The organism is Paenibacillus tritici, assembly GCF_013204885.1.
Taxonomy (GTDB): Bacteria; Bacillota; Bacilli; order Paenibacillales; family Paenibacillaceae; genus Paenibacillus_AQ; species Paenibacillus_AQ tritici.
On record NZ_JABMKX010000003.1, the window covers coordinates 75,427 to 102,339 of the forward strand.

General features: G+C 51.7%; 29 protein-coding genes, 1 riboswitch and 1 other annotated feature. Of the genes, 9 read left to right on the top strand and 20 right to left on the bottom strand.

Annotated elements, in window-relative coordinates; translation table 11 throughout:
- Nucleotides 1-4: 4 nt before the first annotated feature.
- The 15 genes from HQN87_RS05755 to HQN87_RS05825 all read right to left on the bottom strand — a co-directional run bounded on the left by HQN87_RS05755 (nucleotide 5) and on the right by HQN87_RS05825 (nucleotide 12,050).
- Nucleotides 5-622, bottom strand: a complete 618-nt coding sequence (locus HQN87_RS05755; protein ID WP_173129137.1) for a hypothetical protein — start codon at nucleotides 620-622, stop codon at nucleotides 5-7.
- Between the two features lie 79 nt (nucleotides 623-701).
- Nucleotides 702-881, bottom strand: coding sequence for a DUF2768 family protein (locus tag HQN87_RS05760; protein WP_173129141.1), 180 nt, complete (start codon nucleotides 879-881; stop codon nucleotides 702-704).
- A gap of 189 nt (nucleotides 882-1,070) precedes the next feature.
- Nucleotides 1,071-1,346 carry a stage VI sporulation protein F gene (locus tag HQN87_RS05765; protein ID WP_173129144.1) on the bottom strand — a complete coding sequence of 92 codons (276 nt, stop codon included), beginning with the start codon at nucleotides 1,344-1,346 and terminating at the stop codon, nucleotides 1,071-1,073.
- A 66-nt stretch (nucleotides 1,347-1,412) separates the two neighbouring features.
- Complete coding sequence (locus HQN87_RS05770) at nucleotides 1,413-2,453, bottom strand: NAD(P)H-dependent glycerol-3-phosphate dehydrogenase (protein WP_173129147.1); 1,041 nt, start codon at nucleotides 2,451-2,453, stop codon at nucleotides 1,413-1,415.
- Nucleotides 2,446-3,063 carry a glycerol-3-phosphate 1-O-acyltransferase PlsY gene (plsY, locus tag HQN87_RS05775; RefSeq protein ID WP_173129150.1) on the bottom strand — a complete coding sequence of 206 codons (618 nt, stop codon included), beginning with the start codon at nucleotides 3,061-3,063 and terminating at the stop codon, nucleotides 2,446-2,448. The genes HQN87_RS05770 and plsY overlap by 8 nt, the downstream gene beginning before the upstream one ends.
- A 12-nt stretch (nucleotides 3,064-3,075) precedes the next feature.
- Nucleotides 3,076-4,401: a ribosome biogenesis GTPase Der gene (der, locus tag HQN87_RS05780; protein ID WP_173129153.1), complete on the bottom strand. Its 1,326-nt coding sequence runs from the start codon at nucleotides 4,399-4,401 to the stop codon at nucleotides 3,076-3,078.
- A gap of 173 nt (nucleotides 4,402-4,574) precedes the next feature.
- Nucleotides 4,575-5,756, bottom strand: coding sequence for a 30S ribosomal protein S1 (gene rpsA / locus HQN87_RS05785; protein WP_425517066.1), 1,182 nt, complete (start codon nucleotides 5,754-5,756; stop codon nucleotides 4,575-4,577).
- Between the two features lie 309 nt (nucleotides 5,757-6,065).
- Nucleotides 6,066-6,653 (bottom strand): lysophospholipid acyltransferase family protein, encoded by a 588-nt coding sequence (locus tag HQN87_RS05790; protein WP_173129159.1) that lies wholly within the window; start codon nucleotides 6,651-6,653, stop codon nucleotides 6,066-6,068.
- A 2-nt stretch (nucleotides 6,654-6,655) separates the two neighbouring features.
- A complete protein-coding gene (cmk, locus tag HQN87_RS05795; protein ID WP_173129162.1) occupies nucleotides 6,656-7,360 on the bottom strand; it encodes a (d)CMP kinase in 705 nt (234 codons plus the stop codon).
- 212 nt (nucleotides 7,361-7,572) lie between these two features.
- Nucleotides 7,573-8,226: a flagellar brake protein gene (locus HQN87_RS05800; RefSeq protein WP_173129165.1), complete on the bottom strand. Its 654-nt coding sequence runs from the start codon at nucleotides 8,224-8,226 to the stop codon at nucleotides 7,573-7,575.
- A 155-nt stretch (nucleotides 8,227-8,381) separates the two neighbouring features.
- Nucleotides 8,382-9,740 (bottom strand): germination protein YpeB, encoded by a 1,359-nt coding sequence (ypeB, locus tag HQN87_RS05805; protein WP_173129168.1) that lies wholly within the window; start codon nucleotides 9,738-9,740, stop codon nucleotides 8,382-8,384.
- A 104-nt stretch (nucleotides 9,741-9,844) separates the two neighbouring features.
- Entirely contained in the window at nucleotides 9,845-9,991 is a 147-nt protein-coding gene (locus HQN87_RS05810; RefSeq protein ID WP_173129171.1) for a hypothetical protein, read from the bottom strand.
- Between the two features lie 76 nt (nucleotides 9,992-10,067).
- On the bottom strand, nucleotides 10,068-10,763 hold the full coding sequence (gene prsW, locus HQN87_RS05815) for a glutamic-type intramembrane protease PrsW (RefSeq protein WP_173129174.1): 696 nt from the start codon (nucleotides 10,761-10,763) through the stop codon (nucleotides 10,068-10,070).
- 62 nt (nucleotides 10,764-10,825) lie between these two features.
- Nucleotides 10,826-11,440 carry a genetic competence negative regulator gene (locus tag HQN87_RS05820; protein WP_173129177.1) on the bottom strand — a complete coding sequence of 205 codons (615 nt, stop codon included), beginning with the start codon at nucleotides 11,438-11,440 and terminating at the stop codon, nucleotides 10,826-10,828.
- A 241-nt stretch (nucleotides 11,441-11,681) separates the two neighbouring features.
- Nucleotides 11,682-12,050, bottom strand: coding sequence for a hypothetical protein (locus HQN87_RS05825; protein WP_173129180.1), 369 nt, complete (start codon nucleotides 12,048-12,050; stop codon nucleotides 11,682-11,684).
- Nucleotides 12,051-12,144: 94 nt separating this feature from the next.
- Here HQN87_RS05825 and HQN87_RS05830 point away from each other — a divergent pair, with 94 nt between their 5' ends.
- Nucleotides 12,145-13,059: a polysaccharide deacetylase family protein gene (locus HQN87_RS05830; RefSeq protein WP_425517067.1), complete on the top strand. Its 915-nt coding sequence runs from the start codon at nucleotides 12,145-12,147 to the stop codon at nucleotides 13,057-13,059.
- Nucleotides 13,060-13,149: 90 nt separating this feature from the next.
- Here HQN87_RS05830 and HQN87_RS05835 read toward each other — a convergent pair whose 3' ends face one another.
- Genes HQN87_RS05835 through HQN87_RS05845 form a run of 3 tightly spaced genes read right to left on the bottom strand, consistent with a single transcriptional unit; the run spans nucleotide 13,150 to nucleotide 14,959 of the window.
- A complete protein-coding gene (locus HQN87_RS05835; protein WP_173129186.1) occupies nucleotides 13,150-14,001 on the bottom strand; it encodes a metallophosphoesterase in 852 nt (283 codons plus the stop codon).
- The gene (locus tag HQN87_RS05840) at nucleotides 13,992-14,369 is read right to left on the bottom strand and encodes a hypothetical protein (protein WP_173129189.1); all 378 of its coding nucleotides are present in this window, start codon (nucleotides 14,367-14,369) and stop codon (nucleotides 13,992-13,994) included. The genes HQN87_RS05835 and HQN87_RS05840 overlap by 10 nt, the downstream gene beginning before the upstream one ends.
- A complete protein-coding gene (locus tag HQN87_RS05845) occupies nucleotides 14,366-14,959 on the bottom strand; it encodes a CPBP family intramembrane glutamic endopeptidase (protein ID WP_173129192.1) in 594 nt (197 codons plus the stop codon). Before HQN87_RS05845 ends, HQN87_RS05840 begins: the two co-directional genes overlap by 4 nt.
- A 67-nt stretch (nucleotides 14,960-15,026) precedes the next feature.
- Between HQN87_RS05845 and HQN87_RS05850 the strand changes: the two genes are divergently transcribed.
- Together HQN87_RS05850 and serA are read left to right on the top strand one after the other, a co-directional pair.
- Complete coding sequence (locus HQN87_RS05850) at nucleotides 15,027-15,932, top strand: hypothetical protein (protein WP_173129194.1); 906 nt, start codon at nucleotides 15,027-15,029, stop codon at nucleotides 15,930-15,932.
- 113 nt (nucleotides 15,933-16,045) lie between these two features.
- Nucleotides 16,046-16,272: a binding site (T-box leader), on the top strand.
- Nucleotides 16,273-16,474: 202 nt separating this feature from the next.
- Nucleotides 16,475-18,067 (top strand): phosphoglycerate dehydrogenase, encoded by a 1,593-nt coding sequence (serA, locus tag HQN87_RS05855; RefSeq protein WP_173129196.1) that lies wholly within the window; start codon nucleotides 16,475-16,477, stop codon nucleotides 18,065-18,067.
- A gap of 94 nt (nucleotides 18,068-18,161) precedes the next feature.
- On the opposite strand, the gene HQN87_RS05860 is transcribed toward serA, so the two are convergent.
- The gene (locus tag HQN87_RS05860) at nucleotides 18,162-19,004 is read right to left on the bottom strand and encodes an SDR family NAD(P)-dependent oxidoreductase (protein WP_173129199.1); all 843 of its coding nucleotides are present in this window, start codon (nucleotides 19,002-19,004) and stop codon (nucleotides 18,162-18,164) included.
- 104 nt (nucleotides 19,005-19,108) lie between these two features.
- On the opposite strand from HQN87_RS05860, the gene HQN87_RS05865 reads away from it, so the two are divergent.
- From HQN87_RS05865 to HQN87_RS05890, 6 genes are all read left to right on the top strand, one after another.
- Nucleotides 19,109-19,537, top strand: coding sequence for a helix-turn-helix transcriptional regulator (locus HQN87_RS05865; protein WP_173129201.1), 429 nt, complete (start codon nucleotides 19,109-19,111; stop codon nucleotides 19,535-19,537).
- A 100-nt stretch (nucleotides 19,538-19,637) separates the two neighbouring features.
- On the top strand, nucleotides 19,638-20,888 hold the full coding sequence (locus HQN87_RS05870) for a methyl-accepting chemotaxis protein (RefSeq protein WP_173129204.1): 1,251 nt from the start codon (nucleotides 19,638-19,640) through the stop codon (nucleotides 20,886-20,888).
- Between the two features lie 503 nt (nucleotides 20,889-21,391).
- A riboswitch (cyclic di-GMP riboswitch) is annotated at nucleotides 21,392-21,490 on the top strand.
- Nucleotides 21,491-21,604: 114 nt separating this feature from the next.
- On the top strand, nucleotides 21,605-23,248 hold the full coding sequence (locus tag HQN87_RS05875) for a thiamine pyrophosphate-binding protein (protein ID WP_173129207.1): 1,644 nt from the start codon (nucleotides 21,605-21,607) through the stop codon (nucleotides 23,246-23,248).
- A 49-nt stretch (nucleotides 23,249-23,297) separates the two neighbouring features.
- Nucleotides 23,298-23,666, top strand: coding sequence for a carboxymuconolactone decarboxylase family protein (locus HQN87_RS05880; RefSeq protein WP_173129210.1), 369 nt, complete (start codon nucleotides 23,298-23,300; stop codon nucleotides 23,664-23,666).
- A gap of 106 nt (nucleotides 23,667-23,772) precedes the next feature.
- The gene (locus HQN87_RS05885) at nucleotides 23,773-24,123 is read left to right on the top strand and encodes a hypothetical protein (protein ID WP_173129213.1); all 351 of its coding nucleotides are present in this window, start codon (nucleotides 23,773-23,775) and stop codon (nucleotides 24,121-24,123) included.
- Nucleotides 24,124-24,226: 103 nt separating this feature from the next.
- Nucleotides 24,227-25,219, top strand: a complete 993-nt coding sequence (locus HQN87_RS05890) for a 3-oxoacyl-[acyl-carrier-protein] synthase III C-terminal domain-containing protein (RefSeq protein ID WP_173129216.1) — start codon at nucleotides 24,227-24,229, stop codon at nucleotides 25,217-25,219.
- A gap of 97 nt (nucleotides 25,220-25,316) precedes the next feature.
- On the opposite strand, the gene glpK is transcribed toward HQN87_RS05890, so the two are convergent.
- Entirely contained in the window at nucleotides 25,317-26,822 is a 1,506-nt protein-coding gene (glpK, locus tag HQN87_RS05895) for a glycerol kinase GlpK (protein ID WP_173129219.1), read from the bottom strand.
- Between the last annotated feature and the right edge of the window lie 91 nt (nucleotides 26,823-26,913).

Sequence of the window (26,913 nt, forward strand, 5' to 3'; positions counted from 1 at the left end):
TCACTTAGATCTGCAACGATTCCGATATCCCCAGAAGCCCGTCCAGTCTCGACTGCACCTCCGGTTCCAGGTGATTCTCCTCAATGAGCTGGTGCAGGAGCGGCAGATGGGCAGCCACATCCCCCTTGATGAGTTCCGCGATGGCCAGGCAGCGATCCTCCCTGCCGCGCAGGAGATTGAAGATCAGCTCATGGACGACCGGCATCAGTGACAGACGGCCAATCCCTTCATAATGACTTGTAGGGGCATGTTGCTGCAGCGTACCGACATCCACAGCATATTGCAGGGAGCCGGCACCGATTCTGAACCCGCCCACCAGCTCAACCTTCACTTCTCCAATGAAATAGAGCCCGCGCATGGAGAAGCAGCTGCCGCTGAAGTCCTCTTCCGGGCTGCTTACGGTATACCTCAGCAGTGCCTGATGAAGCCGCAGGGTATCCTCCAGATCGCAATAGAGATCAATATCACGCGGGAGAGTATTCAGCTGAACCCCATGCAGCAACAGTCCGCAGCTTCCACCAAGCAGCCACACCGGCGGCTTGCCGAATCCGCAGAAGTCTAATTTCTCCACGATGCTGCCAAGCGCGGTCTCCACTGCATAAGGAATTCCTGAACCGGCCATTGATCACACACGCCCCATTCCTGTAAAATCATCTATCGATTCTGTCAGAAATACGTCTGTCTGAATATAATGTAAATGCTTACATAATTGAAGCGGCCCCGCCCAAAATTCCGATCAGCAGGAATACAAATGCGATCACGGAAAGAACGGCTCTAAGCAGGCCTCTGGTCTTGCTGCGTGCAAAAGTAATCAAAAAAACGGATAAGCCCATAATCAGTACCGCTATCAGTGACAGCCACATTTTTGTCATCGGGTCCATATTTCATGCGCCTCCATTTCACTTTACCGGGATTGCGACTATTATAGCGTGAATTCCGAACTTTTTTAAGTATAATTTTCAGGCCGCCACAAAAAAAGGCATAAACCGCGAAATCAGAATGATTCCGGTGTCTATGCCCAGTCTGAACAGCATCCATCCCGGCGGGGATGGATTTGCCTTACGGATATGCTATTTTTTCAGCATCATTTTCATTAATGACTCCATCGTACCGGAACCGGCGCCGCCTTTTTTAACAGCATTGACGATCTCCTGCACGGTAGCCTCGCTGACCGGTACCTTGGCCATGGCTGACACCTGTTTAATTAACTGGCGGAGCTGGGCTTCATTCTGCGTGGTCCCCGGCTTGACCGTTCCGGCCAGCTTTTTGATGGCGCCTTCGGAGATGTTTTTGCCCGTCTTCTTGTTGATGGCGTTCAAAGCATCCTTGGAAAAATCTTTGCTCACTGTTCATCCCTCCTCCGTAAGTCCCCATTACAACATATGAGAACCCCCGGTAAAAGGTGAACGTGATCAGGAATGCCACTGCTCCCAGGTCTCCTGAGAGATAACTTCCATCTCAGTCTTGCGGTCACGGCCCATCAAGGCTTCCACAGCATTACGCGGTGTTCTGCCCTTGAACAGCACATGATAGATCTGGTCTGTAATCGGCATCTGCACTCCCAGCTTGAGTGAGATGGCATAAGCGACCTCCGTAGTCCGGATGCCTTCGACAACCATGCCCATGGATTCCAGCACCTCCGCCAGAGGCTGACCCTGGCCCAGCATGGAACCGGCACGCCAATTACGGCTGTGCTGGCTGGTTGCAGTTACGACAAGGTCACCGAGTCCGGCAAGGCCGGAGAACGTCAGAGGATTCGCCCCCATCTCAACACCGACACGCGAGATCTCGGCCAGGCCGCGGGTAAGCAGCGCTGCCTTCGCGTTGTCCCCGAAGCCCAGACCATCGGACAGTCCTGCACCGAGCGCGATAATGTTTTTCAGCGCACCAGCCAGTTCTACCCCGAGCTGATCCCTGTTGGTATACACCCGGAAGTCATTGTTAATGAACAGACCCTGCGCCGCTTTGGCACGGCTCTCATCCGGCGAAGCCACCACAACAGTCGTCGGGCAGAGCCGTACAACCTCCTCAGCATGGCTGGGGCCGGAGAGCACAACAATATCGCCTTCGCTGCAGCCCAGCTCCTCCGAGATCACTGTCGACATCCGCTTCATGGTCTCGGTCTCAAAGCCCTTCGTGGCGTGAATACAGAGCATGTCTTTCTTCCAGAACGGCTTCAGGCTGTGCGCAACCTGGCGCATCCCGGAAGAAGGCGCCACAATGACCACCGCCTTGGAGCCGGAGACGGCAGTCTCCATATCCGTAGTGGCTATAATATTCCCGGGAAGCTTGATCCCCGGCAGGAAATGATGATTCGTATGCGCCCCGTTAATCTCGGCAGCCTGTTCAGGCTTTCGCGTCCACAGATAAACCTCCGAGTGGTTAGCCGCCAGCACAGTAGCCAGCGCAGTTCCCCAACTGCCCGCGACCAGCACGGTTACTTTATCAGACAACGCGATTCCCCTCCTTGGCTTTGGAGCCGATTTTGTTCTCACGGCCCTGCGAGATCTTCACAATATTGCTGCGGTGACGCCAGAACGCGAACAGTACGATGATCAGACTTCCCCACAGCTCTGGGGCCGTATAATCCGTGAACAGCAGGAATACCGGAGTCAGGGCCACAAAAATCAGTGAACCCAGCGAGACATACCGGGTAAGAACAATAGCGAGAATGGCAATAACACCGGCAATAAGCGCAGGCCAAAATACAAGCGTAGCCATTACGCCAATCGTCGTAGCAATGCCCTTTCCTCCGCGAAAGTGAAAATAGACCGGCCAGTTATGCCCGATGATGGCAGCGAGGCCACAGGCCACTGCAACCCAGGTTCCCCAGCCGCCGGCCCATGTACCAAGCCAGACTGCGGCAATTCCCTTCAGTACGTCCAGAAACAGCACCAGTATGGCCGGTCCCTTCCCCATCACACGCAGTGTATTGGTCGCTCCTGCATTGCCGCTTCCATATTGGCGGATATCAATCCCTTTGAGCAGCCGGGCGAGCAATACGCTGAAGCTGATGGAGCCAAGCAGATAGCTTATAACGATCACCAGAAGTTCAAACGCCACTACTCTTCTCCCCTAACCTTCGTTTTCGGATTTGCGCCGTGTAAAGAGACGGATCGGTGTACCCTCGAAATTGAATGCTGCGCGCAGCTTGTTCTCCAGGTAACGTTCGTAGGAGAAGTGCATCAGCGAAGGATCATTGACGAATACCACAATGGTCGGCGGCTTCGTAGCAACCTGGGTTACATAATTAATGCGCAGACGGCGTCCTTTGTCCGTTGGCGGAGGATTGATCGCCACGGCATCTGATACGACATCATTCACCAGATGCGTTGTAATGCGGAGAGCGTGCTGTTGAGCTACATGCTGTACGACAGGCAGCAGCTTCTGCAGACGCTGTTTCGTAAGTGCAGACAGGAACACGACCGGGGCATAGCTCATGAACAGGAAGTGATCCCGGATATTGCGTTCAAAGTTCTGCATGGTCTTGTCGTCTTTCTCAATGGCATCCCATTTGTTGACGACAAAGATCGAGGCTTTGCCCGCATCATGGGCATAACCGGCAATATGCTTGTCCTGGTCAATAATGCCTTCTTCGCCGTTGATCACAACGAGTACAACATCCGCGCGTTCAATCGCCTTCATGGCTCTCATAACACTATATTTCTCTGTGTTCTCATAGACCTTGCCGCGTTTGCGCATACCTGCAGTGTCGATCAGCACATAACGCTGGCCGTCCCGTTCAAAAGGCGTATCAATCGCATCGCGTGTAGTACCCGCAACATCGCTGACAATGACGCGTTCTTCGCCAAGAATAGCATTTACCAGCGAGGATTTCCCTACATTCGGACGGCCGATCAATGCCACCCGGATGACATCATCATCATATTCCACCTCAGTCTTATCAGGCAGACGTTCAACAACCGCATCGAGCAAATCTCCGATTCCGGTTCCGTGGCTTCCTGAAATTCCGATCGGATCGCCAATTCCAAGGCTGTAGAATTCATAAATATCTTCTGTGCGCTTCATGTTATCCACTTTATTAATAGCCAGAACGATCGGCTTGCCGGAACGGAACAGAATCTGTGCGACTTCCTCATCCGAACTCGTAAGTCCGCTCTTCGCCTCGCACATAAAGACGATTACATCCGCTTCTTCGATAGCCAGCTCCGCCTGAACGCGGATCGACTTCAGAATAGCGTCTTCACCGTCAATTTCAATCCCGCCAGTATCAATGACACTGAAGGATTTGCCGTTCCAGTCTGATACTCCATATATCCGGTCGCGTGTAATCCCCGGTTTATCTTCTACGATGGCCAGTCTATCGCCAATCAGCCGGTTAAATATCGTCGATTTACCGACGTTAGGCCTGCCTACGATGGCCACTACGGGTCTTGCCATATACATTCCTCCTGTCTTCCTACGTTACTCATCATAGCAAAAAACCTTACAATTGGCTAACTGCCTAATCACTGTCCTGCCAATCTGTATTAGCCCTGTAAAACACAATCGGCGAACCCTCTTATCGAGGGCTCGCCGATTACTTTACCCGTTATGATGAGATAACAAAGGGATTAGTTGTTACCCTTGAATTTGTCCAGCTTGTCGCCGAAACGTTCAGCCAGTGTAAAGCTGAGGCCTTCGTTGCTGAGCGATACGTTAGGATTGTTCAGCACTTCCTTAGGCGCTCTGTCTCTGCTGTTGCTGCGTTCTGGTCTGGCCGAAGGAGCCGGAGCTTCTTCTGTTTCCTTGATGCTCAGGCTTACGCGCTTCTCGGATGGATTGAAGTCAAGGACTTTCACTTGTACTTCCTGTCCTTCTTTGAGCACTTCATGCGGAGTACCAATGTGCTTGTGGGAGATCTGGGAGATATGCACAAGGCCTTCAACGCCTGGAAGCAGTTCAACGAATGCGCCGAAGTTCACAAGACGTTTAACTTCGCCTGTAACTACATCGCCGATGTTGATCTGTCCGGAAGCGGAATCCCAAGGACCTGGAGCTGCTGCTTTGATGCTGAGGCTGATTTTGCCCTTCTCAGGATCAACCTTAAGTACTTTAACGCGAACCTTATCGCCTTCAGATACTACATCAGATGGCTTCTCCACGTGGTTCCAAGCGATCTCGGATACGTGAACAAGTCCGTCAACGCCGCCAACATCAACAAATGCGCCGAATTGAGTCAGACGTTGAACCGTACCTTCGATGATTTGTCCTTCGGACAGCTCAGCCATAATCTTCTGCTTGTTAGCTTCGAATTCTTCTTCCAGAACTTCTTTGGCGGAGAGAATCACCTTGCTGTTCTCACGGTCAAGCTCTTTCACTTTGACACGCAAAGTGCGGCCTTTGTAGTCGCTGAAATCTTCAACGAAGTGACGTTCAACCATGGAAGCAGGGATGAAGCCGCGCGCGCCAACGTCAGCCACAAGGCCGCCTTTGACAACGTCAGCCACAGTAACTTCAAAGGATTCCTGGGAAGCAAAATATTTCTCCAGATCTTCCCATGATTTCTCGCTGTCGATTGCACGCTTGGAAAGCACCAGGCTCTCCTTGTTGTCGTTGATGCTGACAACCTTGCATTCCACTTCTTGGCCGACTTCTACCGCTGCTGCGGCATTGTCCAGCTGAACGGAAGACAATTCGCGAATAGGAATAACGCCGTCGTATTTATATCCAATGCTTACATAAGCTTGGTTATCTTCGATTTTGACGATTGTTCCTTTCACGGTATCGCCTTTTTTCAAGGAAATAATTTCCATACCTTCTTGGCTTGTCACTTCTTCTTCAGTACCTGCAACAGCTTCTGTGGATTCCACAGCTTCTGTCACTTCCACGGTTTCGTTGTTCTCAACGTTATCCGCAGCTTCTTGATTCTTGATTTCTTCAGACATGTGATTACCCTCCTCGATTCAAAACCCCATTTATTTAAACCCGCGTAGAGCAGAGTTCAAAACAATCATTACGCTTGGTAAAACCAATTTCACTTTGTAAATTAGTATGTTCCAAAAAATAGCGGTTATGCTGTTATTAATAAGCTATTCAAGGAACCATGAAATCCTGCCCTTATCTTACCGCGAACTGGGCTTGCCGGTACTGATCATTTCGTGGATACGGCCCATAATCACATCGGTTACCGCTTCCAGAGAATCGCTTCCCGCACCTTCAAACGAACTGAGGTCAATGGGCTCACCATATACCACAGTCATCCGGCGAAACGGCTTGTAGGAACCGATAATGGCTGCCGGTACAACGGCTGCGCCGCTGCGGAGCGCAAAGCTTGCCGCCCCTTTCTTGGCTGAACCGGAATCGGAATTCCGCGTTCCTTCCGGGAAGATGCCCATTACATGTCCGCTGCGGAGCGTGTTAAGGGACGTCTTAATGGATTCTTTGCTTACGCCGCCACGTTTGACAGGAAAAGCGCCCACTTTCTTAATGAGCCAGCCCAGCACCGGAACGTCGAACAATTCCGCCTTGGCCATGTATCTTACCTGTCGTTTCAGCTTAATGCCGAGCGTCATGGGATCAAGCAGGCTGATGTGATTCGCGCAGAGCAGGACCCCGCCCTCCTTCGGCACATTGTCTCTTCCCACAATCTTAAGCGGGAACAGAATGGCATAAATCAGGCGAAGCAAGGCAACGCAAATGGCATAAATCATAGCTAATTTCTCTCCCCGTCAACATAAGTTCTGCAGTGGGAGACGATGGCTTCCACGGCCTGATGGATATCCATATGCGTCGTATCCAGAAGAATGGCATCTTCGGCACGGCACAGCGGTGAAATTTCACGGCCTTCATCAAGCCGGTCCCGCGCTGCGATATCATGTTCAAGCTGCTGGAGAGTCACTGTTTCCGTATCCTTCAGTTCCTTATAACGACGGAGAGCACGCTCCTCCACACTTGCCGTCATGAAAATCTTCACTTCGGCATCCGGCAGTACGGTCGTACCGATATCCCGGCCATCCATTACGACTCCCTTGCGGAGCGCCATATGGCGCTGCAATTGACTCAGTCTGGATCTTACACCTTCAATCTTAGCATACTGCGACACTTGGCCGCTGACCTGAAGACTGCGGATATGCGGGGTCATGTCTTCCCCATTAATCAGCACCTTCTGCACATCTTTCTCCGGGAGAAGCTCAATCACCATGCCCTGGACCTTCCGGTCCACCAGCTCATGCTCCTCCGCAGCTATGCCTTCACGAATCATATACCAGGTGATTGCCCGGTACATCGCACCCGTGTCAACATAGATGTAAGACAGCTCCCGTGCTACCAATCGGGCTACAGTGCTCTTGCCTGCCCCGGCAGGTCCGTCGATGGCGACGTTAATTCTGTCGTTAGTATGTGTACCCTGCCTGTCCAACGGGGCATTCCTCCTCAACTACTCTTCCGCAGGAAATATGCCTATCGACATGTCTCTCTAGGAACTTGCTGATATTATCAAGAAAAAAGCAGGCATTGCCTGCGACTTATAAAATTATACCACAGTTTAACACTCAGTGCAAAATGACTGTGAGGTTTTTTGGGGAGAAAAAAGCTTATTTTGATGCCTTTTGAAGATTCCCGCGCAGCGGATCAGCGGTTGCGGAAATCAAATTGGCGTTCAAAACAATACCGGATAATTTTTTGGCGTTCCGCATCGGAAATTGCCGAGAATTTGACCATGACCAGATTCCGCCCGGTATCCAGCGGTTTCATCCGCACAATCTCGCCTTCAAAATGAACATGCTCTGTGCTTCCGTTGCGGTAGGATACGAGCAGCCAGCAGACCAGCTTATCCGCCACCTTCAAAGTAATCTTGGCATCGCTTAAGAATGACGTTCCTCCGCCGCCGATATCCTCGGTACGCACCAGAAACCGGCTGCCCATGGCATCTTTAACGGCAAGCTCCAGTTCGGCATTGACACGGAAAAAGCTGCGCCGCTGAATTTTGAAGATGGATTCCGCCGCAGGCTTGCGCAGCCGGACCATCCGGATGACCTCTTCCTTGAACCCGATCACATGGGTATTGAAATAATTCTTAATGCCGCCCTCTGTAATGAAATAGACCGACAGCTCGTCTCCGACGAACAGCTTCTTGAGCCGTCCGTTGCCCTCCTGCATAGGGATTTCTATAAGAAAGCTCTCATCCTCCATGTCGGCAATCCGCGCCCGGTACTCAGTCTCAGACTCCGCTGCATCGCTGGATGCTACCTGAAGGTGTATATATTCGTTGATTTTGGGATACAAACCAGTCACCGCCGCTTGAGTTAGTAATTAATGCTAAACCGATTATAGCATGGCCCCTCGCGGCTGGTCCTTATAATTTATAAAAGGCGCATTCCCGCAACCGGAAATACGCCAGTTCTATAGCATAGCTTGTCTCGCCGGGACGAAGAGCCCGGTTATTTATCCTGCGCTCCCGAAGAGGTTCGCACCTGCTCTACAGCTTCCTCATTACCGTCATCGGCATTCAGATAGATCCTGAACTGCGAGCCGTTGATTTTGCCGCCGAATTCATAAGTGAGCAGCTCCACCGCATCTTCATTCTCAATCCAGGCCAGCCGGTTGTACAACTCCTCGAACTCCGGATTAAGCATCGCTCTGGCTTCAGCCAGGGACAGCTTCGGCTTCGGCAATACACGCTTCTCCTTATGCTCCTGCACATAATCGCTGGCCTGGAAGCCTGTAGCTTCACCTGTGTCCAGCCCGACGCGCACGGTCATTTTCTCGGGATAGATCAGAACGCCGTCCTGGCTGCTGACGAAGGTCAGATTGCCCAGATTATCATATCTGTCCGCACTGACTGCGGTCATGCCGGGGTATCCCTTCTTCTTCAGGAAGCTGCCCGCCTTCTCCACCGCCTGCTTCATGGACACCTTGGCCGGACCCACCTCCCGGTTGTCGTTGTAAGAGATCAGCAGGCCGCCTTCCGCCGTGAAATCCATGGAGACCGGTTCCTTATGGTCACTGGATGTTACAGTGGCAGTATAAGAGGCCCACTCGGTTCCTTTGCCGTTCTCCTGAATCTTCACCTGAGCTTTCCCGCCCAGCCCGGCGAATTTCAGCGCCTTGGCTTTGACCTGCTCCCCTGTAACGGGCTTGCCGCCCAGCTTCTTCACCGAACGCTTGTCATAGATGCTCGCCACTGAAGGGCCATAATCCAGTTCCGGATAAGCCGCCACGCGTTTGTCAACGGTTTTGAACCCGTCTATAATCGTATTGTCTTCAGCCTTCTCCTCTGTGGCGAGTGCTGTCTCGACATCCATCCAGCGCAGCTTCTTGCCGATTACCTTGTCCTGAACCTTCTGCAGGTCCCTGGAGATTTCGGCGGAATTCTCGTAGAGTGTCTTCAGATTCGCCATCTCGCCCTCTGAGAGCGGCTTCTTGGTGAAATCACGTACCGCCGCCTTGTAAGAGAAATTTGCGATTTTGGAGAGGAATTCCTCCGTCTCACTGAACGGCAGCAATGTCAGCGGCAGCTGGTTAATCTCGTTCTGTGCCTCGCTGGTAATCCGCCATACATTGACCAGTCCCTTACGGTGCATTCCGTTGGAGGTGGTATTCACCGCAAGCGTATTCCCCAGCTCCCCGTGCAGCCGCTCCACATGAAAGGACAGATCATGGAACGCACGCTGATACTGATTCTCCGCCTTGATCAGAATAGAGTTCTTCTCCTGATTCTCCTGATACCCCCAGACCAGCGCTCCAAGCAGCAAGAGTGCGGTAAGCGGGAACATTATGGCACTTAATCTTTTGTACATAGGTCCGCATAACTCCTTTCGGTAGCTTATTGCCGTTAGTTTGACAATAACTGAGAAGTCTTATGCACCCGCTGTACCCAATAAAGGAAGTGAATACTTCCCACTTACACCCGTTCCTCGATTTCGAAGCCGCTAACACTGCTGCACAAACACTGCTTGAAGCCGGTCTGGATAACCCCCTGCTCCTTATTTCCTCTTAATATGTAGGTTTCACCGCACTGCTTGCAGACAATCCGAACTTTTACGCGCAAAAAAAGACACCTCTCTCCTTTCTGGAATTCCTGGCCTAACGGAACTGCCCTGTAGGATTAAGTGTGTCCATCTGTTTTATAGGTTAACCTCTTCCTCACGCTTCAAAAAACGAAACGGGGAACGGCTGTTGGCCCGCGCTACCTTCCCCATGCCCCCGTACCATAAGACGGCCATCAGAGGCACGATAAACCAGATCCAGTAGTTCGCTGTGGTGACCAGCAGAAAATCATAGATTCCATGCCAAAGCCAAGGCAGCAGCAAGGAAATCAGCAGTATTCTTCTTGTCTTGACCCCGCCCGAAAACTTGGCTCTGCCCATATGATATCCCATAATCACGCCAAACATGGCATGTCCGGAGACCGGGAGCAGCGCCCTCAAAATCATGGAGCCGATTGAAGCATTGCTGTACCATGCATACATTACATTCTCTATCGTTGCGAAACCGAGCGAAATCGCTACGGCATATAGTATTCCATCATAAGGCTCGTCAAATTCGGTATGATTATAAATCATATGGTACAGCACGAACCACTTCAGGGCTTCCTCGACACCGGCTGAGATCAAAAAGGAATCCACATACGGACCGCCGTCCAGACCAAGCACAAGGCCTCTCTGGATGATCATCACGGGGAAAACAACAAGCAGGCCAAGCAAAAACACCTTCAGCACCATATGGAGCGGTTCCTGATCATACTTGTCTTTCAGATAGAAAAAAGTCAGCAGCGCGAGTCCCGGTGCTACTGCTGACGAAATGACCGATAACAAAAGCACCGAATAGCCTCCCCTGCGCTAAAACCTGATTTTCTGCTGAATGGGGTTAAGAACCGCCCCGCCTATTCCTGGCGCTTAAAATGAGTGCATAACAGCTGTATGGCATTCTCCGCCATCACTGTCTTGCCGTATTCAGCCAGCACGGCCTGGGTCACCGGAGATGCATCTCCGAACTCTGCAAGCACGCCTACCAGCCCTGATAAGGCTGACTCTTCAAATTCCTTCGGGTCGAAGTAGAGGTACCATTTATCATTATAAGAATACAGTTGTCCTTGAGAAGTAATATTGCCGATGAGTACGTGAGCCGCTTCCACCAGAACCTCGAAATCGCGGAATGCATATACAATGGAGTCGCTTTGTTCAAGAGTAACTTCCATTTCGTAAATCTCTTCAGGCAATTCATCTTCCCCGGCCCCACCGTACTGATGGTGATCATATTTCCCCCGGGTCACTATAACGACCATGCCTTGCGCGGGCAATGCGAACACTTCCACGGCAAGCGGACCTGTGGCGTCAAATCCAAGCTCACTGTACGCCTGATCCATCATTTCCGTAAAAAGGTCGTGCACCTTGGGAACCTCCTGCCACATGTCTTCCTTCTGGATGCCCCGCTCGCTCAGGTCGTCAAAAGTGAGGAAAATCCGTATCTTATCTTGACTTAATCGCTCTATTCTCATGACAGGATCCTCCTTTTGCAAGCTCATTTAATATTAATGTATGATGAGTCCCGAGTAATGAGCCAAAAATGGTTACTATGTATGTATGTTATCATTTTGACGCTACAAATGCACGTAAATAAATATAGATTAGGCCCGATTTGCCGCCCATTATATGTAAAGCGGGACCGTTGAACTAAAAAAAAGAATCACTCCGGCGATGCCAGCATCGCCAAAATGATTCTGCAGCGGCTAAATCCGGTTACAAACCCGGTATGGCTGTATGAGTGTCTTTGAGAATCTGTTCTACCTCATGCTTCACATCGGGATTGCTGCGGATGAAATCCTTCAGCATGTTCAAATTCGATTCTTTGGACTTAAGGGATTCCTCTTTATGGGCGCTGCCGCCGGATACATGTGAGCCTGAAGGTTCATGGCTGCTGCCCGCAGCAGTGCTTCCGAAGCCCGTCATGGCCATTCCCATAATTTTATCCTTGGCTTTATCCGCTGCATTGTGGGAAGAACCGTTCGAGTTGAGCAGAGCAGACATCATGGCGCTGCGTTTTTTGGACATAATCATACTGGCGGCTGCCCCCATCAGCACTCCGCACAGAAATGACGAAGTATTCATATCTCTAACCTCCTTGTATGGTAAAATCATGCTTAGTGTTCGCGGAAAGACAGCGGCTCATACAGCCAAACAACAAGAAAGCGAGATGAAAAAAGTGGGTAAAGCAACAATAACGCTGCTCCTTGCAGCTTGTCTGCTGTCAGCTTGCAGCAGCGGCGGAAATTCGGGCAACCAATCCGCAGAGAATGATCCTAAGACTTCGGCAACCCAGCAGCCGGCGGCGGCTACGGCAACTACGGAGGCATCACCGGAGGCAACTGCTTCGCCAGGCGCGACTGCATCGCCGGAGGCCGCACCCTCCGCCTCCAGTGAGGTGAACAGCCCCGCCGCACAGCCGACAACGGCAGCCAGCGCTGAAGAGGTACCGCTGCTGTACCATATGAACAAGAATTACGACATCATCCCGAACGATGCCGCCACTAACAAAAAGGTGGTCCTGCTGACCTTCGATGACGGGCCGAAGGAAGCGGAATTAATCAATCCGCTGATGGATACGCTGGACAAGCATAAGGCCAAAGCTATTTTCTTCGTCAACGGTTACCGGGTGAAGGAGCATCCCGAGCTGCTGGAGCTGATTCACAACCGGGGCGGCATTCTCGGCAATCATAGCTGGGATCACATTGTGCTGAAGGACAAGTCCGAAGCCGAAGTGAAGAAGCAGATTGAGGATGTTCAGAATATCGTCAAGGAGATTACCGGAGAGACGCCACACTTCTTCCGTCCGCCGCACGGCGCTGGCGGTGATGTAGGCAAGAAGATCGCCGCTGAGAACGGCATGCTCTATATGACCTGGTCTGTCGGCTCCCTGGACTGGGAGATGAAGGCCAAGGACACGGGCAAAACGGAGAAGCTGATCACTAATGTGACCAGCCAGCTCCATTCCGGCAGCAACATTCTGATGCATGAGCTGCCCTGGACAGTGGAGGCGCTTGATACCCTGCTGACCACACTTGAAGGCAAGGGGTACAGCTTTGTCGATCCGCGCAGTATTGAGCTGAAGATGCGCTAAGCTCTTCCGAATACGTCTGATAAGCTGGAAGAAACGGCTGTCCCGCAGGGGGCAGCCGTTTCTTCATGTCCGCTTGTATGTAGCTCTGCATTACACAGAATGTTGTTTCTCCCCGCAGCGCAGGGTCAGCACATGCATCTCGGCGGGACTGCCCCAGCGCAGCGGCAGATGTGCGGTGCCGTACCCCCGGCTGATCAGCATCTTCAGCGGCGGGAGGGCGGACTCTCCGGCCCGGGGAATTTCGTACATCCCCGCATTATATTTACGGTAGAACTCATCGGTATGTCTATTCCTCAGCAAGGGCAGAACGACCTGCCCGCCATGCGTGTGTCCGGCCAGAATCAGATCTGCAGGCACTTCCTGCTGCCGGGACAGCCAGAGCGGATCATGGACCAGGATCATCCGGAAAGCTCCGGCATCCTCTTCAGACACGCCGGGCAGAGACGAATAGGCCATCTTGCCCCCTTTTCGCGGAAAATCAACCCCCGTAAGGATAAGCCGTGCTCCGGCCCGCTCCATGGAATGGTTCTCGTCCTCCAGCAGCATGGCGCCGCTGCCCCGGATCATACGGTCCACCAGCGTGATATTCGCCCGGTAATCATGATTGCCGTGAACCGCATACACAGGCGCAATCGAGGCGGCCAGCGTCAGATTGTCCAGCAGGCGCTCGATGGGGCTGCCCTTCTCTGTCAGGTCACCGCCCAGCAGAACAGCGTCCACCTTCCCCCGCAGCGGGTTCAGCATATCCTCCGGAAGCCGGCGGCGGTGAATATCGGTGATGAACAGAATCCGGAAGCCGTCGAACGCGGCAGGAAGCCGTTCCAGCACAATATCCTCGGCTATAATCTGTTTCTTGAAGGCGGCAGCAACCATCAGGATGCCCATAACCCCCGCCACTCCCAGACACACGGCCAAGAGAATGAGCAGCCAGGTCAATTCCATAATTTTCTCAGTTCAGGTGCCCCCGCAAATCCCCACCAGAGCAGGAACCCGAGCAGCATAAGAAACAGGACAATCAGTGAATTCACGAACATTTTGCTGAAGCGGATTCGTTCCGACGGATAACTCTGCGTACGCGACGGGGTATCCTCCCCTTCCTGCTGCACCGCCTCACGCTCAGGCCTTCTGGAGGCCCTGCGGCCTGATAAGCGGTCCTTTCTGGACAAGGTTCCTGCCGCGACCACCGGATTGTCCGTCCGTTCTGCAGCTGTATTAGAAGCAGGGGTTCTTTTATTCGTTTGGACTGGAGGTTGTTCTTCACGCTTACGCTGTTTCTGGCGGGACCTCACCCGGCTTAATTGTTCTGTCATGATACCCTCCTGTAACGAATGACCATACCGGAGAACAAATCTATAAGGAAATGGCACAAGATCGGTGCCCACAGACTGCCCGAATGGATATAAATAAGCCCGAGACCATAGCTGCTGAGGAATACCCAGCCTGTAGGAAGCCAGTGGCGCAGATAACGGACATGAATAACGGCAAACAGAATACTGGTCCAATACGGTCCGAGGGAATGCTGGATCGCTCCGCGGAACAAAAGCTCCTCACAGACTGCCACCACCGCAGAAATGACAATAATATGCCACAAAGGCCGTTTGCCGAACAAAAGTTCATTAATTCCCCCGTCATCCATGGCATCCTCAGGAACAATATGGGTCAACAGGAAATCAACGGCAAGCATAATTACCGCAAGGCCAAGGCCCCAATACACGAAATGTAGACTCTCCGGAAAATTTAATATGTGAATAGGATTTCTTTTCTGCAATAATATCCATATCAAACCGATAAATAAGGTAAGGCCCTGCGTAATATACAGATTAATGAGTAACAGCTTGTCTGTTAACTGCTGTGGATCGGCCTTTTTAATTTTGATTTCACCCAATTTGAATTTTTTCATTATAACCTGCCTGTTCTATAAATGTTTTGACATAAGATAATTTACCTATACGAAGGAGCACCTAATCATGAACAGCCGTACCTCCCGCACTCAAATGTTGTACACACTAGGTTTTTTGTTTTTTCTAATATCCGCATTCGCTTCATTTTTTACGGGAGTAAAGGTTGGAGCAGACAAGACCGAGGCTAAATATGCACAGCTGGCCGGCGACAAAAGTGCCGAGGAATTCTCCGGCTCCTACCAGCAGCAGGATCTTGTTACCTTTTATCATAACGTATTTTTGCCGTATCGGGAATTCAAGCGCAATTGGAACGATCAGGTGGACAGTCTTGCACGCAGCACAGACGAACGCCAGAACGCGGCCACGCTGAAGAACCTGGGTCTTCTGGCAGACAAGCAGTATGACAAGGTGACCCAGGATTCCCTCTTCACCAATTCTCCGCTGCTCTATGAATCACAGCTGAATATTCTTAAGAGTCTCACGCTCTTCTCCCAGGCCTCGGGCAAGGTATCGGCAGGTGCTTCCGGCGCGGAAGCCGCCAAAATACTGAAAAGCGACAACTTCACCACCAGCGCCGTGAAGTTCGGCCTGCTGGCACAGAAGAACTTCTATGACTCCATGCTCAAATGGGGGTCGAAGACCAGCCCGGCCATTCCGCAGAAGTCCGGCGGACAGAAGACGCTCACCTTCATCCAGTGGAAAAAAATGCCGCTGCTGCTGAAGAATGCATCCATCGCCGACATGATGCTGAACCGCGGCATCTATGCCAGCTACGATCCCCAGGATATAACCGCCAAGATTGACGATATGATCTATTCCGGGACAGCCAGCTCGCTGAGACTGAATGATATTCAGTCCTCAGTCACCCTGCTCATCTCAACCGGTGCGGTGCAGGAGCAGGACTTCATCAAATGGCGGGAACAATATTACGGCAAGGAAATCATGCCGCAGCTCCCGTTCTTCTATGAGTAGGACCAGTTATTGCATCATAACGAAAAACACGGTTCACTTCAAGGCAGCACGAAACGGAAGAATAGTATTGACACACTTGGCATCACCATGTTACATTATGACAAATTAATCAAGCAAAACCGATGATGGAACAAAGATTACTTGCAGTCTTCAGAGAGCCGGTGGGTGGTGAGAACCGGTGGCGGACATTAATCTTTAGCGCTCCTGAGATATTGTATTGAACCTTGAGTAGATACAATCGGATCACTCCGTTACCAGTGTGGCCTTTGCAGGCGAATGAGGCTGCTTCTTAACCGATGCAGTGAATTAGGGTGGTACCACGACAACTCTCGTCCCTTACTACGGCAGTAGTATGGGGTTGGGAGTTTTTTTATTGCCCTATAGCGCCCGAATCAGGCATTTCTGCACGCTTTTTCTTTTATGCGACAGCGCGTTACTTCAGTGTTAAGCTAGGATTGTGAGATCAGGTACTGCGGATTACCCCTACCGGGCAATCCTTGGCATATATATTAGCTTTCCCATTTGAAGGAGGACAAGAGACCATGTACAAAGTATTAGTATCGGACCCGATCAGCGATTTGGGTATTCAGCAATTGATGGACGCAAGCGATGTGACTGTAGACAAAAAAACAGGACTTAGTGAAGATGAGCTTATTGCAATCATTGGCGAATATGACGGCTTACTCGTTCGCAGCCAGACTACCGTAACGGACAAAATTATCGCAGCCGGTACTAATCTCAAGGTTATCGGCCGTGCCGGAGTGGGCGTAGACAATATCAAGCTGGAGGCAGCCACACAGCGCGGTGTAGTCGTTATTAATGCCCCGGACGGCAATACGATTACAACCTGTGAACATGCTTTTGCCATGATGATGGCCTTGGCCCGCCATATTCCTCAAGCTTATGCCAAGACAATCTCCGGCGTATGGGACAGAAAGACCTTCCTGGGTGTAGAGCTGCGCGGCAAAACACTGGGCGTGCTCGGAATGGGCCGGATCGGCAGCGAGGTGGCGAAACGCGCCAAAGCCTTCGGCATGGACATTCTGGCCTACGATCCGTTCCTCACGGCAGACCGTGCAGAGAAAATGGAAGTGAAGCTGGCCTCGGTGGACGACATTGTGCGCGGAGCAGATTTCATTACCGTTCATACCCCGCTGACCCCGGAGACCCGCCACATGATCTCGCGCCCGCAATTTGAAGTCATGAAAAAAGGCATGCGCATCATCAACTGTGCCCGTGGCGGTGTCATTGATGAAATGGCTCTGGTTGAAGCGATTGACAGCGGCATTGTAGCCGGTGCCGCCTTCGATGTATTCGAGAAGGAGCCGCCAGCGGCGGATCATCCGTTCCTTACGCATCCTAAGATCATCGTAACTCCGCATCTGGGTGCCTCCACGATAGAAGCCCAGGAGAATGTGGCTATTGATGTATCGGAGCAGGTGCTCCATATCCTGCGTAATGAGCCGTTCATCAACGCGGTCAACATTCCGCCGGTTGCTCCAAGTGTGATGAACAAGCTGCAGCCGTACTTCACGCTCGGCGAGAAGCTGGGCAGCTTCGCTACCCAGCTTACAGACGGAGCAATCCGTGAGATCCATGTCGAATATGCCGGCGATCTCTCGGATGTGGATACCCAGCCATTGACCCGTTATGTCGTTAAAGGCGTTCTCACCCGCCACTTCGCCGGTGATGTGAACATCGTCAACTCCATGCATCTGGCGAAGACCCGTGATGTGAACGTGGTAGTGACTAAGGCTTCCAAAACCAAAGGCTTCACGAATCTCATTACCGTGACGCTCAAGGCTGAGCATGACGAAGAGCGTCTGGTAGCCGGTACCCTGCTGCAGGGCTACGGCGAACGGATTGTACAGGTCAACAAATTCCCGGTGGATATCGCTCCTGAAGGGCATCAGATTGTAATCTCCCATAATGACAAGCCGGGGATTATCGGACTGGTCGGCACTCTGCTCGGGGAGAACAACGTCAATATCGCTTCCATGCAGGTGGGCCGTAAAATCGTCGGGGGAGCAGCCATTATGCTGCTGACCGTTGACAAGGCTGTTCCGAAGGAGGTCCTGGTTAAGCTGGCCGGACTGCCGGAGATCAACACCGCAGAGGAAATCATTCTGCTCTAGAACGCTCTAATATATCTTTTATGTACTATTAAGTAAAACACTCTAAAGGAGTACCGGCAGAAGCCGGTCACCCCTCTAGAGTGTTTTCTTTCTTTTAACCGGAAATGCGGAATGCCGGAACCTTCCGGCCGTCAATATCCGTAAAGCCGTATTTCTCCGCCAGATCTCCTACTCTCTGGGGAATCCCCGTCATAGTCATCACTTCAGGATCAGCAGCGAGTGCGGCGGCTGCGCGTCCGACATAGGCTGTAGATTCGGTAGTCTCAAGCCCCTCCTTCTCCTGCCAGTGCGCTTCGTCTGTACCGAAGCTCTCCAGGACCAGCTCCGTCCGCATCCAGCCCGGAGACAGGGGAATCACCGCGATGCTATCCGCAGCCAGTTCAATGGATAACCCGTAGGCCATACGCACCAGCGCATTTTTGGACAGATCATAATAGAAGTTCCCCGTGTACTTGTACTCATCCCAGAAGGTGGTATGAAGGATTAGCCCCGTCCCTGCCCTTTGGCTGCGCATCAGCGGGATAGCGTAATAATTGGTCATCAGCTGTGCCCTGACACCTGCAGTGAACATATTGTCCCAATGCTCAGGAGCCTGCTCCCAGAACGGGTCGTTCAGGATGGGCAGGTTATTGCCTCCCCAGACGTTGTTGACCAGAATATCCAGTCTGCCCTGCTCTGCAGCAATCTGTCTGATAGCCGCCTCTGTCTCACCATCCTTCGTATGGTCACAGCGGATCGCTGCACCCGACCCGCCTAAACGGTGAATTTCGTCCAGCACACCTGCAAGAGTCCGCTCGCCCGCCCCCTGCGGTGTGCCGGGATTCCTGCCCGTAATGTATACATAGGCGCCTGCTTTTGCCAGTTCCAGCGCGATCCCCCTGCCTGCCCCTCTGCTCCCTCCGGTTACTAGTGCGATTTTGCCCTGAAGATTAGTCATATGATTCGCTCCTCTCACTTGCTTCATTTCGTAATCATTATTAATATATACCTTATATATGACAACAACTGACATATATAATGAATCTATTCAGGAGGCAACCCATGAGAGCTGACCGTTTATTATATATTCTGCTGCTGTTGCAGAGCCGCGGGAAAATCAGCTCCAGGGAGCTGGCGCAGACTCTGGAGGTATCCGAACGGACGATCTTCCGGGATATGGAGGCCCTTAGCTTCTCCGGCATTCCGGTTCTGGCTGAACGCGGCCGTGAAGGCGGCTGGAAGCTGGCAGAAGGCTACCGGACCTCCCTGACAGGCATGAACCCCAAAGAGATTGCAGCGCTTCTCCTGCCCGCTGATCCGGCGATTCTGCGGGCTCTGGGAATCCAGGAGGAGTTCTCCTCGGCAGCCCGCAAGCTGCAGGCTGCCGCTACGAGGCAGCTGGTCACTCCCTTCAGCTTCCTCAGCCAGCGGATTCGTATCGACGGTGCGGGCTGGCATCCTTGCGGGTACGGTCGCTTCCTCTCTGCATGAGGCTGCAGCATTATATGATATCTTACAATAGACCAATTGCACTATTATCCCCTATAATATTACAATACACATCATTATTATTTAGGGGGAACTTACCATTATGGACTGGATGAACAAGCTGCCGTTGAAACAAAAGATTGTTACCGGCTGTTACCTGGTTGCCGCTCTATTCGCTGTCCCGGTGTTAATTACGCTGATTATCATGGACAGGCTGCTCATCGGCATCATTCTTGTGGCGATCCTGGCCGCACTGACTTACCCGCTTGCACGCTTCATTGAGAGAACGCTTACATCTTCGTTCGAGGACATTTCCAATGTGACGCACACGATTGCCAAAGGCGACTTCACCAGCCGTGCCGACGAGAGCGGCTCCATGGGAGACATCAGCCGTTCGTTCAATACCATGATTGATAAATTAAAAAAAATCCTCACCGACGCTTCCCAGATTACCCGGCAGGTGATGGATGCCAGCCGCGGGATTGAAGACAAGAATCAGAACCTGAAGTTTGTAATGGCACAGGTGGCCTCCTCCTCCAATGAGCTGGCACTGGGCGCCAATGAAATCTCAACCGATATCGCCGAGATGACAGAATCCATCAAGGATATTGAAACCAAAGTCTCCAACTATACCAATTCAACCAAAGAAATGAACAAACGCTCCGTACATACGCTGGAATTGGTTGAACAGGGTCGGCAATCGGTAGATACTCAGGCAGAAGGCATGCGGAAGAACATTCAGGCTACCCAAAAGGTTGCGGATACCATTGAAGCCCTCTCCCAGAATGCCCGCGGGATTACGATGATCACCAAGACGATCACCGAGATTGCGGAACAGACCAATCTGTTGTCGCTGAATGCTTCGATTGAAGCAGCCCGTGCAGGCGAGCATGGCCGCGGCTTCGCTGTGGTAGCCCAGGAGGTCCGCAAGCTGGCTGAGGAATCAACCGCTTCGACCAAAGAAGTATTCGGACTGGTACGCAGCATTGAGGCGGATATCAAGCAGGCCATTGATAACATTGCTATCAACGAAGAGGTTGTTCAGGTACAGAATGAGATGATTACGGAGACGGCCCATATCTTTGCTCAGATCGTACATAGTGTCCAATACATAACCGAGCAGATCGCCTCCTTCTCAGCAGAGAGTGACCTCATGCTGGAGAGCGCACTTAAGATCTCCGGGGCGATTGAGAATATCTCAGCCATTACCCAGGAGACGGCCGCAGGCACGGAAGAGGTATCCGCAGCGATGAATGAACAGATTCACGCCCTGCAATCCGTAGCCGACGAGACGGAGAAGATGACCTCAGCGGTGTTCAATCTGCAAAAAACAATTCATATTTTCAAATTCTAGCATTCCCGAAGAGAGGCACGCCTGCAGAATTTTTTGCGGGAGGTGTCTCTTTTTTCAACAAAATAAAAGATTGTTATGTAATATTCACAAATTGTTGAAATTGTGCATAAGGCCTAAAATACAGCTTTGCACTTCTTTACAATTGATGCTTTATAACCAGATTCCGGCTGTTCATTCGTTTTTCAAGCGTTGTAATTCTTAAGACCTATTGGAGAATACTTCAGCCCTGTAATTCTAAACTATCCATGTCTCTTAGCAGCAATAGACGGATGCAATAAGTCTTTGGACTCAACCCGTACAATTTCAGCGGTTATTGCCTATTTGCATTTTAAGACTTTAGTCTTCCAGACGTACCCATTTTCAAAAGTTTGAAAATCTAAATATTTATCGGTTTTTTGATCTGAATATTCGTCAAATTCCGAGTTTCTTCTCCCAGGGGTTATTGACAAAAGCAGAGCGAGGAATATATTGTAAAGGAAAATTCTCCATTCATTGATTTATAACAACATACCGGGCAAAATTCTCCGAAAGGGAATGACGCAAAGCCATGGATCTACAGTCTCATTTCTATTAGGTGAGATCATGACTGCCAGGTTGCTGAAAAACTGTGAACGCCTGATTTTTGCGTTTTTTATGGTGCTTCGTGCAACAGACCTGTGCTCCTACTTTGAGTACAGGTTTTCTATTGCTGGCATAAACAAATAACAACTTGCGGGGTGGATGTTCTGAAGACAGTTGCAGATTATATGGCGGAAGCATTACGTAATCTAGGAGTAACCCATTCTTTTGGAATCATAGGCAAATCTATTTGCCCCATCGCTTTGAAACTGGTTGACTATGGTATTGAGTTTATTCCCGGCCGGCATGAGGCGAGCTCGGGTTTTGAAGCCGGCGGTTATGCGCTAAAAACCGGCAGTCTCGGGGTTGCCTTCGGCACCTCCGGTCCGGGCGGAACGAATCTGCTTACCGCAGCAGCACACGCCAAGGCCAATAATCTCCCGGTCCTCTTTATTACCGGGCATCAATCCATTAAGGAGCTAGGCATTCCCCAATGCCAGGACTCCACTTCCTATCTGGCGGATTTGGCTGAAATGTTCAGACCCGCCACCCTCTTCAGCAAGCTGGTTGAACGCGGCGACCATTTCAGCACCATTTTCAATCATGCCCTGTCGATCGCCCTCGGTGACCGCAAAGGCCCCGTCCATCTGTGTATGCCGTTTGATGTCCAGACAGAGCGGCTTGAAGAATGCCGGATTGTTCTGCCGGAACGCAGTAAGCTCGTAAGCTATCAGAACTATGAACGGATTACTTCAGCGATCAATGCTTCAACCAGACCGCTCATCATTGCCGGCAAGGGGGTCAACCGCTCCGGCGCACATCAGGAATTAGTTCAATTCGCCGAGACCTTCAACATTCCTGTGGTTACCTCTCCCGGAGGCAAAGGGGCGATTGCTTATGATCATCCGCTCTACCATGGTCCGGTCGGAGTAGGAGGCTCTACACACGGGGATGAGCTCATGAACAACAGCGATCTGTTTATCGTCATGGGTTCCCGTCTCAGCGATATGACCATCTGTAATCTGAAGCCGGAGAATCACCCGCAGCAGTTAATCCAGTTCGATGTAGATCCGACCTTTGTCGGCAAAATCCTCACCTCACCGACCCTCGCTGTCGGCGGGGATGTACGGGACAACCTGGCGCTATATCTTCAGCTGGTGGACCCCTCAGCGGTAACCAGACATGAATTAGCGGTTCCTAACGATTACAATGATGAGCTGCCCGTGCTGACAGGACTCTCGCTGGCTTCGGTATTGAGCACGATGAGCGATTTGATTCCTTACAACAGCAGCGTGTTTGTTGATGACGGCAGCCATGGCTTCAATGCTGTGAAATGGTTCAATGTGAAGAAGCCCGGCAGTTTTATCTTCGATGCCTACTTTGCCTGTATGGGCAACTCCATTGGCATGGCGATCGGTGCCAAGGTTGCCGCTCCGGAGGAGACAGTCTTCTGCATTACCGGGGACGGCTGTTTTATGATGCTCGGAACTGAAATAAACACAGCTGTTTGCAAGGACATTCCGGTTATTTTCATCGTTGTGAACAATATGCAGCTGGATATGGCCCTCAAAGGGATGGAGAAAACAACCGGCAGGATTGATGGTACGATCTTCGAGGTTCCGGTAGATGCCGTGAAGTTCGCCGAGTCTCTTGGTGCAGCCGGCTTCCGCTGTGAGACTCAGGACGAGTTCGCCGCTGCGATTAGCGAGGCTGTCGCCCTTAACCGGGTAGCCGTGATCGAGCTGCTGACCGACCGTGATGAAATGCCTCCTACGGCCCATCGCACACTGGATCTCACATAAGCCGTAGTATCATACAGAAGTCCTTAACTTACTATCAGGAGGCAGACGCGTGAACAAGAACATGAACAGCGGACTTGAACATTTCGCTAATCTTTCAGGGGATTATGGGGCCAAAGCCCTAGCACCAATCAAAGAGCATTTTCCGGAATTAGCCGAGTATATCATGGGCAATGCCTATGGTGATATTTTTCAGCGGACCACTATCGGATCGGATTGGAAAGAGATTGCTGTGATCTCTTCGCTGATTACGATGGGTCAGTATGAACAGCTCGGAGTGCATTATGTAATGGCGCTGCGGGTAGGCATGACTGTTGAGCAGATCAAAGGCGTGCTGCTTCATCTCGTCCCTTGTGTGGGGGCTCCACGGGTGATTTCAGCCTTCAATGTCCTGCTGGAGACCCTGGAGGAAGTGAGATAATCATCTGCACAATTTTACAAATTTCGACTTTCAGGTTGCACATTTAAGAATTATCTGGCAATGTTTTTAGGGTATCACCACTTACAATTAGGGAGAGATAAACAACATGGGACAATTTATTTTGAAGACTGACACTGCGAAGAAAGTAATCAATATCGAGCTGGAGGGAACCTTTTCTAACGAGGACGGGCTCAAATCCATACAGGCTTACCAGCAGACCATCAACCCGATTACCCCTGCTGAATATGCACTGGATATCGACTGCCGCAAGCTGAATGTAACCGCACCTGATGTTGTGCCGCTGCTCGAAGGCTGCTTCATCATGTTCAAGTCTGACGGCTTCCAGAAAGTAAGTCTTACGCTGGAGAACAACCCGATCCTCAAAATGCAGCTGGCACGCCTGGGCCGCAAAGCGGGACTCGAAAACCTGGAAATCACTTCGACGACACAAGCTTAATGAACTAAAATTAAACCAAAATCAGCAGCTTGAAACGCATGACTTGGTTCATAACAGCAACTTCATGAGAAGTATCGCTAACCATACTTTTAGGAGGTTTACTATGGCAGGGATTCGCATTAAGGATATTGATATCTACCATCCAGGCAAAAGAATCGGCAATGATTTTTTCATTCAGCATTTTGACGACAAGGGTATTGATATCCGTGGACTGCTGGCTACTCTGGGCCGTGAGAATCGCTACAGCATCGACAGCCCGGATGAGAACTCCCTGACTATGGCTTTTGAAGCCGCGAGCAATGTTCTGGAGAAGACCGGACTTACCGGTCCTGATATTGATCTGATCGCTTACGCAAGCCAGACTCCTGAATATATATTCCCGACGAACTCATTGATGATTCACCGCTTAATCAACGGAGCTTCGCATACGATCTGTATTGACAGCAATGCCAACTGTGCAGGAATGACCGCTTCAGTTGAACAGGTCAGCCGCCAGATGATGGCGAACCCAAGAATCCGCCGCGCCCTGGTCATCGGCTCTGATTACGTTGCACCTCATGCCAATAAGAATGATCCGGTCTATTATGCGAACTTCGGTGATGCTGCTGCCGCGCTCATTCTGGAACGCGATGAGAATGCGGTGGGCTTCATTGACTCCATCTACCAGACGGACACCTGTGTGTACGGTAACTCTCTTTTCCCGGCAGAAGGCTTGGCACAGCTTGGGCGCACCGGTGTAGCAGCAGGAGAGTTCAATGTGAAGTTCATTCCGTTCGATGATTCCATCTGTGTGGACGCCGCTTCTGAATCCATCAACACCTTGCTTAGCAATAACGGAATCGCTCCTGAGTCGGTCAAGGCAGCCTGCTTCTCACAGCTGTCCCTCCCGAACATCAAGGCGGTCTCCGGCAAAACCGGCATTAACCCGGAGGCAGCAGTCTACATCGGCGATGAATTCGGCTACACCTCAACCAGCAGCCCGTTCATCGCCCTGCACAGAGCCGTCACCACCGGACAGCTTGAACGCGGAGACAAGGTCCTCTTCTGGACGGTAGGCGCGGGCTGGCAGAATGTCGCGTTCGTAATGGAGTACTAATCTTCTTCTAATTCAGATATACAAAACGTCCCGCAGCAGATTTCTGCCAGCGGGCCGTTTGTGTTAGAGGGTACATTATGATTATCTTGCGTCTGCTTCAGGCTCCGTCCTGTTGCTTGCCTGCGTGCTTCTCCCAGCCCATAGTACGCGATACCGCATCCTGCCAGGCGTTGTAGCGGCGTTCGCGCTCTTCCGGCTCCATCTGCGGTGAGAACACCTTCTCGGCCTTGTTGAAGCTCTCCAGCTGCTCACGGGTCCAGACTCCCGAGGTCAGTCCGGCAAGCAGTGCAGCGCCAAGGGCTGTAGTCTCCGAATAGGTAGTACGTGTCACATCGCTGCCAAGAATATCTGCCTGGAACTGCATGAGCAGATTGTTGCGTACCGCACCGCCGTCCACTCTCAGGCCGGTGAGGGGCATCCCTGCATCCTTTTCCATCGCTCCGATCACATCACGGGACTGGAAGGCCAGCGATTCCAGCGTCGCCCGCACCAGATGTCCGGACGTTGTGCCCCGCGTCAATCCGAATATCGCCCCCCGCGCGTACATATCCCAATAAGGCGCGCCCAGTCCGGTAAAGGCCGGCACCACCACAACCCCCTCGCTCTCCTCCACCTCGCTGGCCTTCTCTTCTGAGTCTGCGGGAGCAACGATGAGTCCGAGCCCCTCCTGCAGCCACTGCACTGCCGCTCCAGCCACAAACACACTGCCCTCCAGCGCGTAATAGAGCTCATCACCCATGCCCCAGGCTATCGTGGTCAATAGACCGTGGCTGGACGCAACGGCTTCCGTCCCTGTATTCATCAGGATGAAGCAGCCCGTTCCATAAGTATTCTTGGCGCTGCCGGCTTCTAAGCAGGTATGTCCAAACAGCGCCGCCTGCTGATCGCCCAGCACAGACCGGATGGGGATCTCCAGGCCGAACCACTGCTTATCACATGCTCCAAAGTCTCCGCCGGACATCCTTACCTCCGGCAGAATGGAGCGCGGAATGCGCAGCGCATCCATCAGCCCTTCATCCCATTTGCGCTCATGCAGGTTGTACAGCATAGTCCGTGAAGCATTGGTAACGTCTGTCGCGTGTACAGTGCCTCCGGTTAGCTTCCAGATCAGCCACGTGTCTATCGTTCCCGCCAGCAGTTCCCCTTTAGCTGCCCGGTCTCTTGCCCCTGGTACATGGTCCAGAATCCACGCCAGCTTGGTCGCCGAGAAATACGCGTCGATGACAAGCCCCGTCTTGTCCCCAATCACTCCGGCCATTCCCCGGGACTTCAGCTCCTCACATTGCTCTGCAGTCCGCCGGTCCTGCCAGACAATCGCCGGATAGATCGGTTCTCCTGTCACTCTGTCCCAGATCAGCGCAGTCTCCCGCTGGTTGGTAATCCCGATAGCCGTAATCTGTTCAGCCGGTGCAGAGCTTGCTTCAATGGCGTCTCTGGCTGCAGCAAGCTGACTCTCCCAGATTTGCTCCGGGTCATGCTCAACCCAGCCCGGACGGGGGAAGGACTGCTTAATCTCATATTGCCCCTGCGAGACTGTTTCCGCCTCTTCATTGAAGATTATCGCCCGTGAGCTGGTGGTACCTTGGTCTAAGGATAAGATCATAATGCCCAGCCTCCTGCAAGCCTTAGCTTGAAATATATGTTCCACGATGAACAAGATTAATGTAGTGGTTTCAACAAAAAGCACCTCTGCT

Coding starts and splice junctions, on each gene's coding strand:
- HQN87_RS05760 (WP_173129141.1), bottom strand. CDS start 881: ATGGACCCGATGACAAAAATGTGGCTGTCACTGATAGCGGTACTGATT.
- HQN87_RS05885 (WP_173129213.1), top strand. CDS start 23,773: ATGGGACAATTTATTTTGAAGACTGACACTGCGAAGAAAGTAATCAAT.
- HQN87_RS05755 (WP_173129137.1), bottom strand. CDS start 622: ATGGCCGGTTCAGGAATTCCTTATGCAGTGGAGACCGCGCTTGGCAGC.
- serA (WP_173129196.1), top strand. CDS start 16,475: ATGTACAAAGTATTAGTATCGGACCCGATCAGCGATTTGGGTATTCAG.
- HQN87_RS05845 (WP_173129192.1), bottom strand. CDS start 14,959: ATGAAAAAATTCAAATTGGGTGAAATCAAAATTAAAAAGGCCGATCCA.
- HQN87_RS05870 (WP_173129204.1), top strand. CDS start 19,638: ATGGACTGGATGAACAAGCTGCCGTTGAAACAAAAGATTGTTACCGGC.
- HQN87_RS05865 (WP_173129201.1), top strand. CDS start 19,109: ATGAGAGCTGACCGTTTATTATATATTCTGCTGCTGTTGCAGAGCCGC.
- HQN87_RS05825 (WP_173129180.1), bottom strand. CDS start 12,050: ATGAATACTTCGTCATTTCTGTGCGGAGTGCTGATGGGGGCAGCCGCC.
- HQN87_RS05840 (WP_173129189.1), bottom strand. CDS start 14,369: ATGACAGAACAATTAAGCCGGGTGAGGTCCCGCCAGAAACAGCGTAAG.
- glpK (WP_173129219.1), bottom strand. CDS start 26,822: ATGATCTTATCCTTAGACCAAGGTACCACCAGCTCACGGGCGATAATC.
- rpsA (WP_425517066.1), bottom strand. CDS start 5,756: ATGGAAATTATTTCCTTGAAAAAAGGCGATACCGTGAAAGGAACAATC.
- HQN87_RS05890 (WP_173129216.1), top strand. CDS start 24,227: ATGGCAGGGATTCGCATTAAGGATATTGATATCTACCATCCAGGCAAA.
- der (WP_173129153.1), bottom strand. CDS start 4,401: ATGGCAAGACCCGTAGTGGCCATCGTAGGCAGGCCTAACGTCGGTAAA.
- HQN87_RS05850 (WP_173129194.1), top strand. CDS start 15,027: ATGAACAGCCGTACCTCCCGCACTCAAATGTTGTACACACTAGGTTTT.
- ypeB (WP_173129168.1), bottom strand. CDS start 9,740: ATGTACAAAAGATTAAGTGCCATAATGTTCCCGCTTACCGCACTCTTG.
- HQN87_RS05860 (WP_173129199.1), bottom strand. CDS start 19,004: ATGACTAATCTTCAGGGCAAAATCGCACTAGTAACCGGAGGGAGCAGA.
- HQN87_RS05790 (WP_173129159.1), bottom strand. CDS start 6,653: ATGATTTATGCCATTTGCGTTGCCTTGCTTCGCCTGATTTATGCCATT.
- HQN87_RS05835 (WP_173129186.1), bottom strand. CDS start 14,001: ATGGAATTGACCTGGCTGCTCATTCTCTTGGCCGTGTGTCTGGGAGTG.
- HQN87_RS05820 (WP_173129177.1), bottom strand. CDS start 11,440: ATGAGAATAGAGCGATTAAGTCAAGATAAGATACGGATTTTCCTCACT.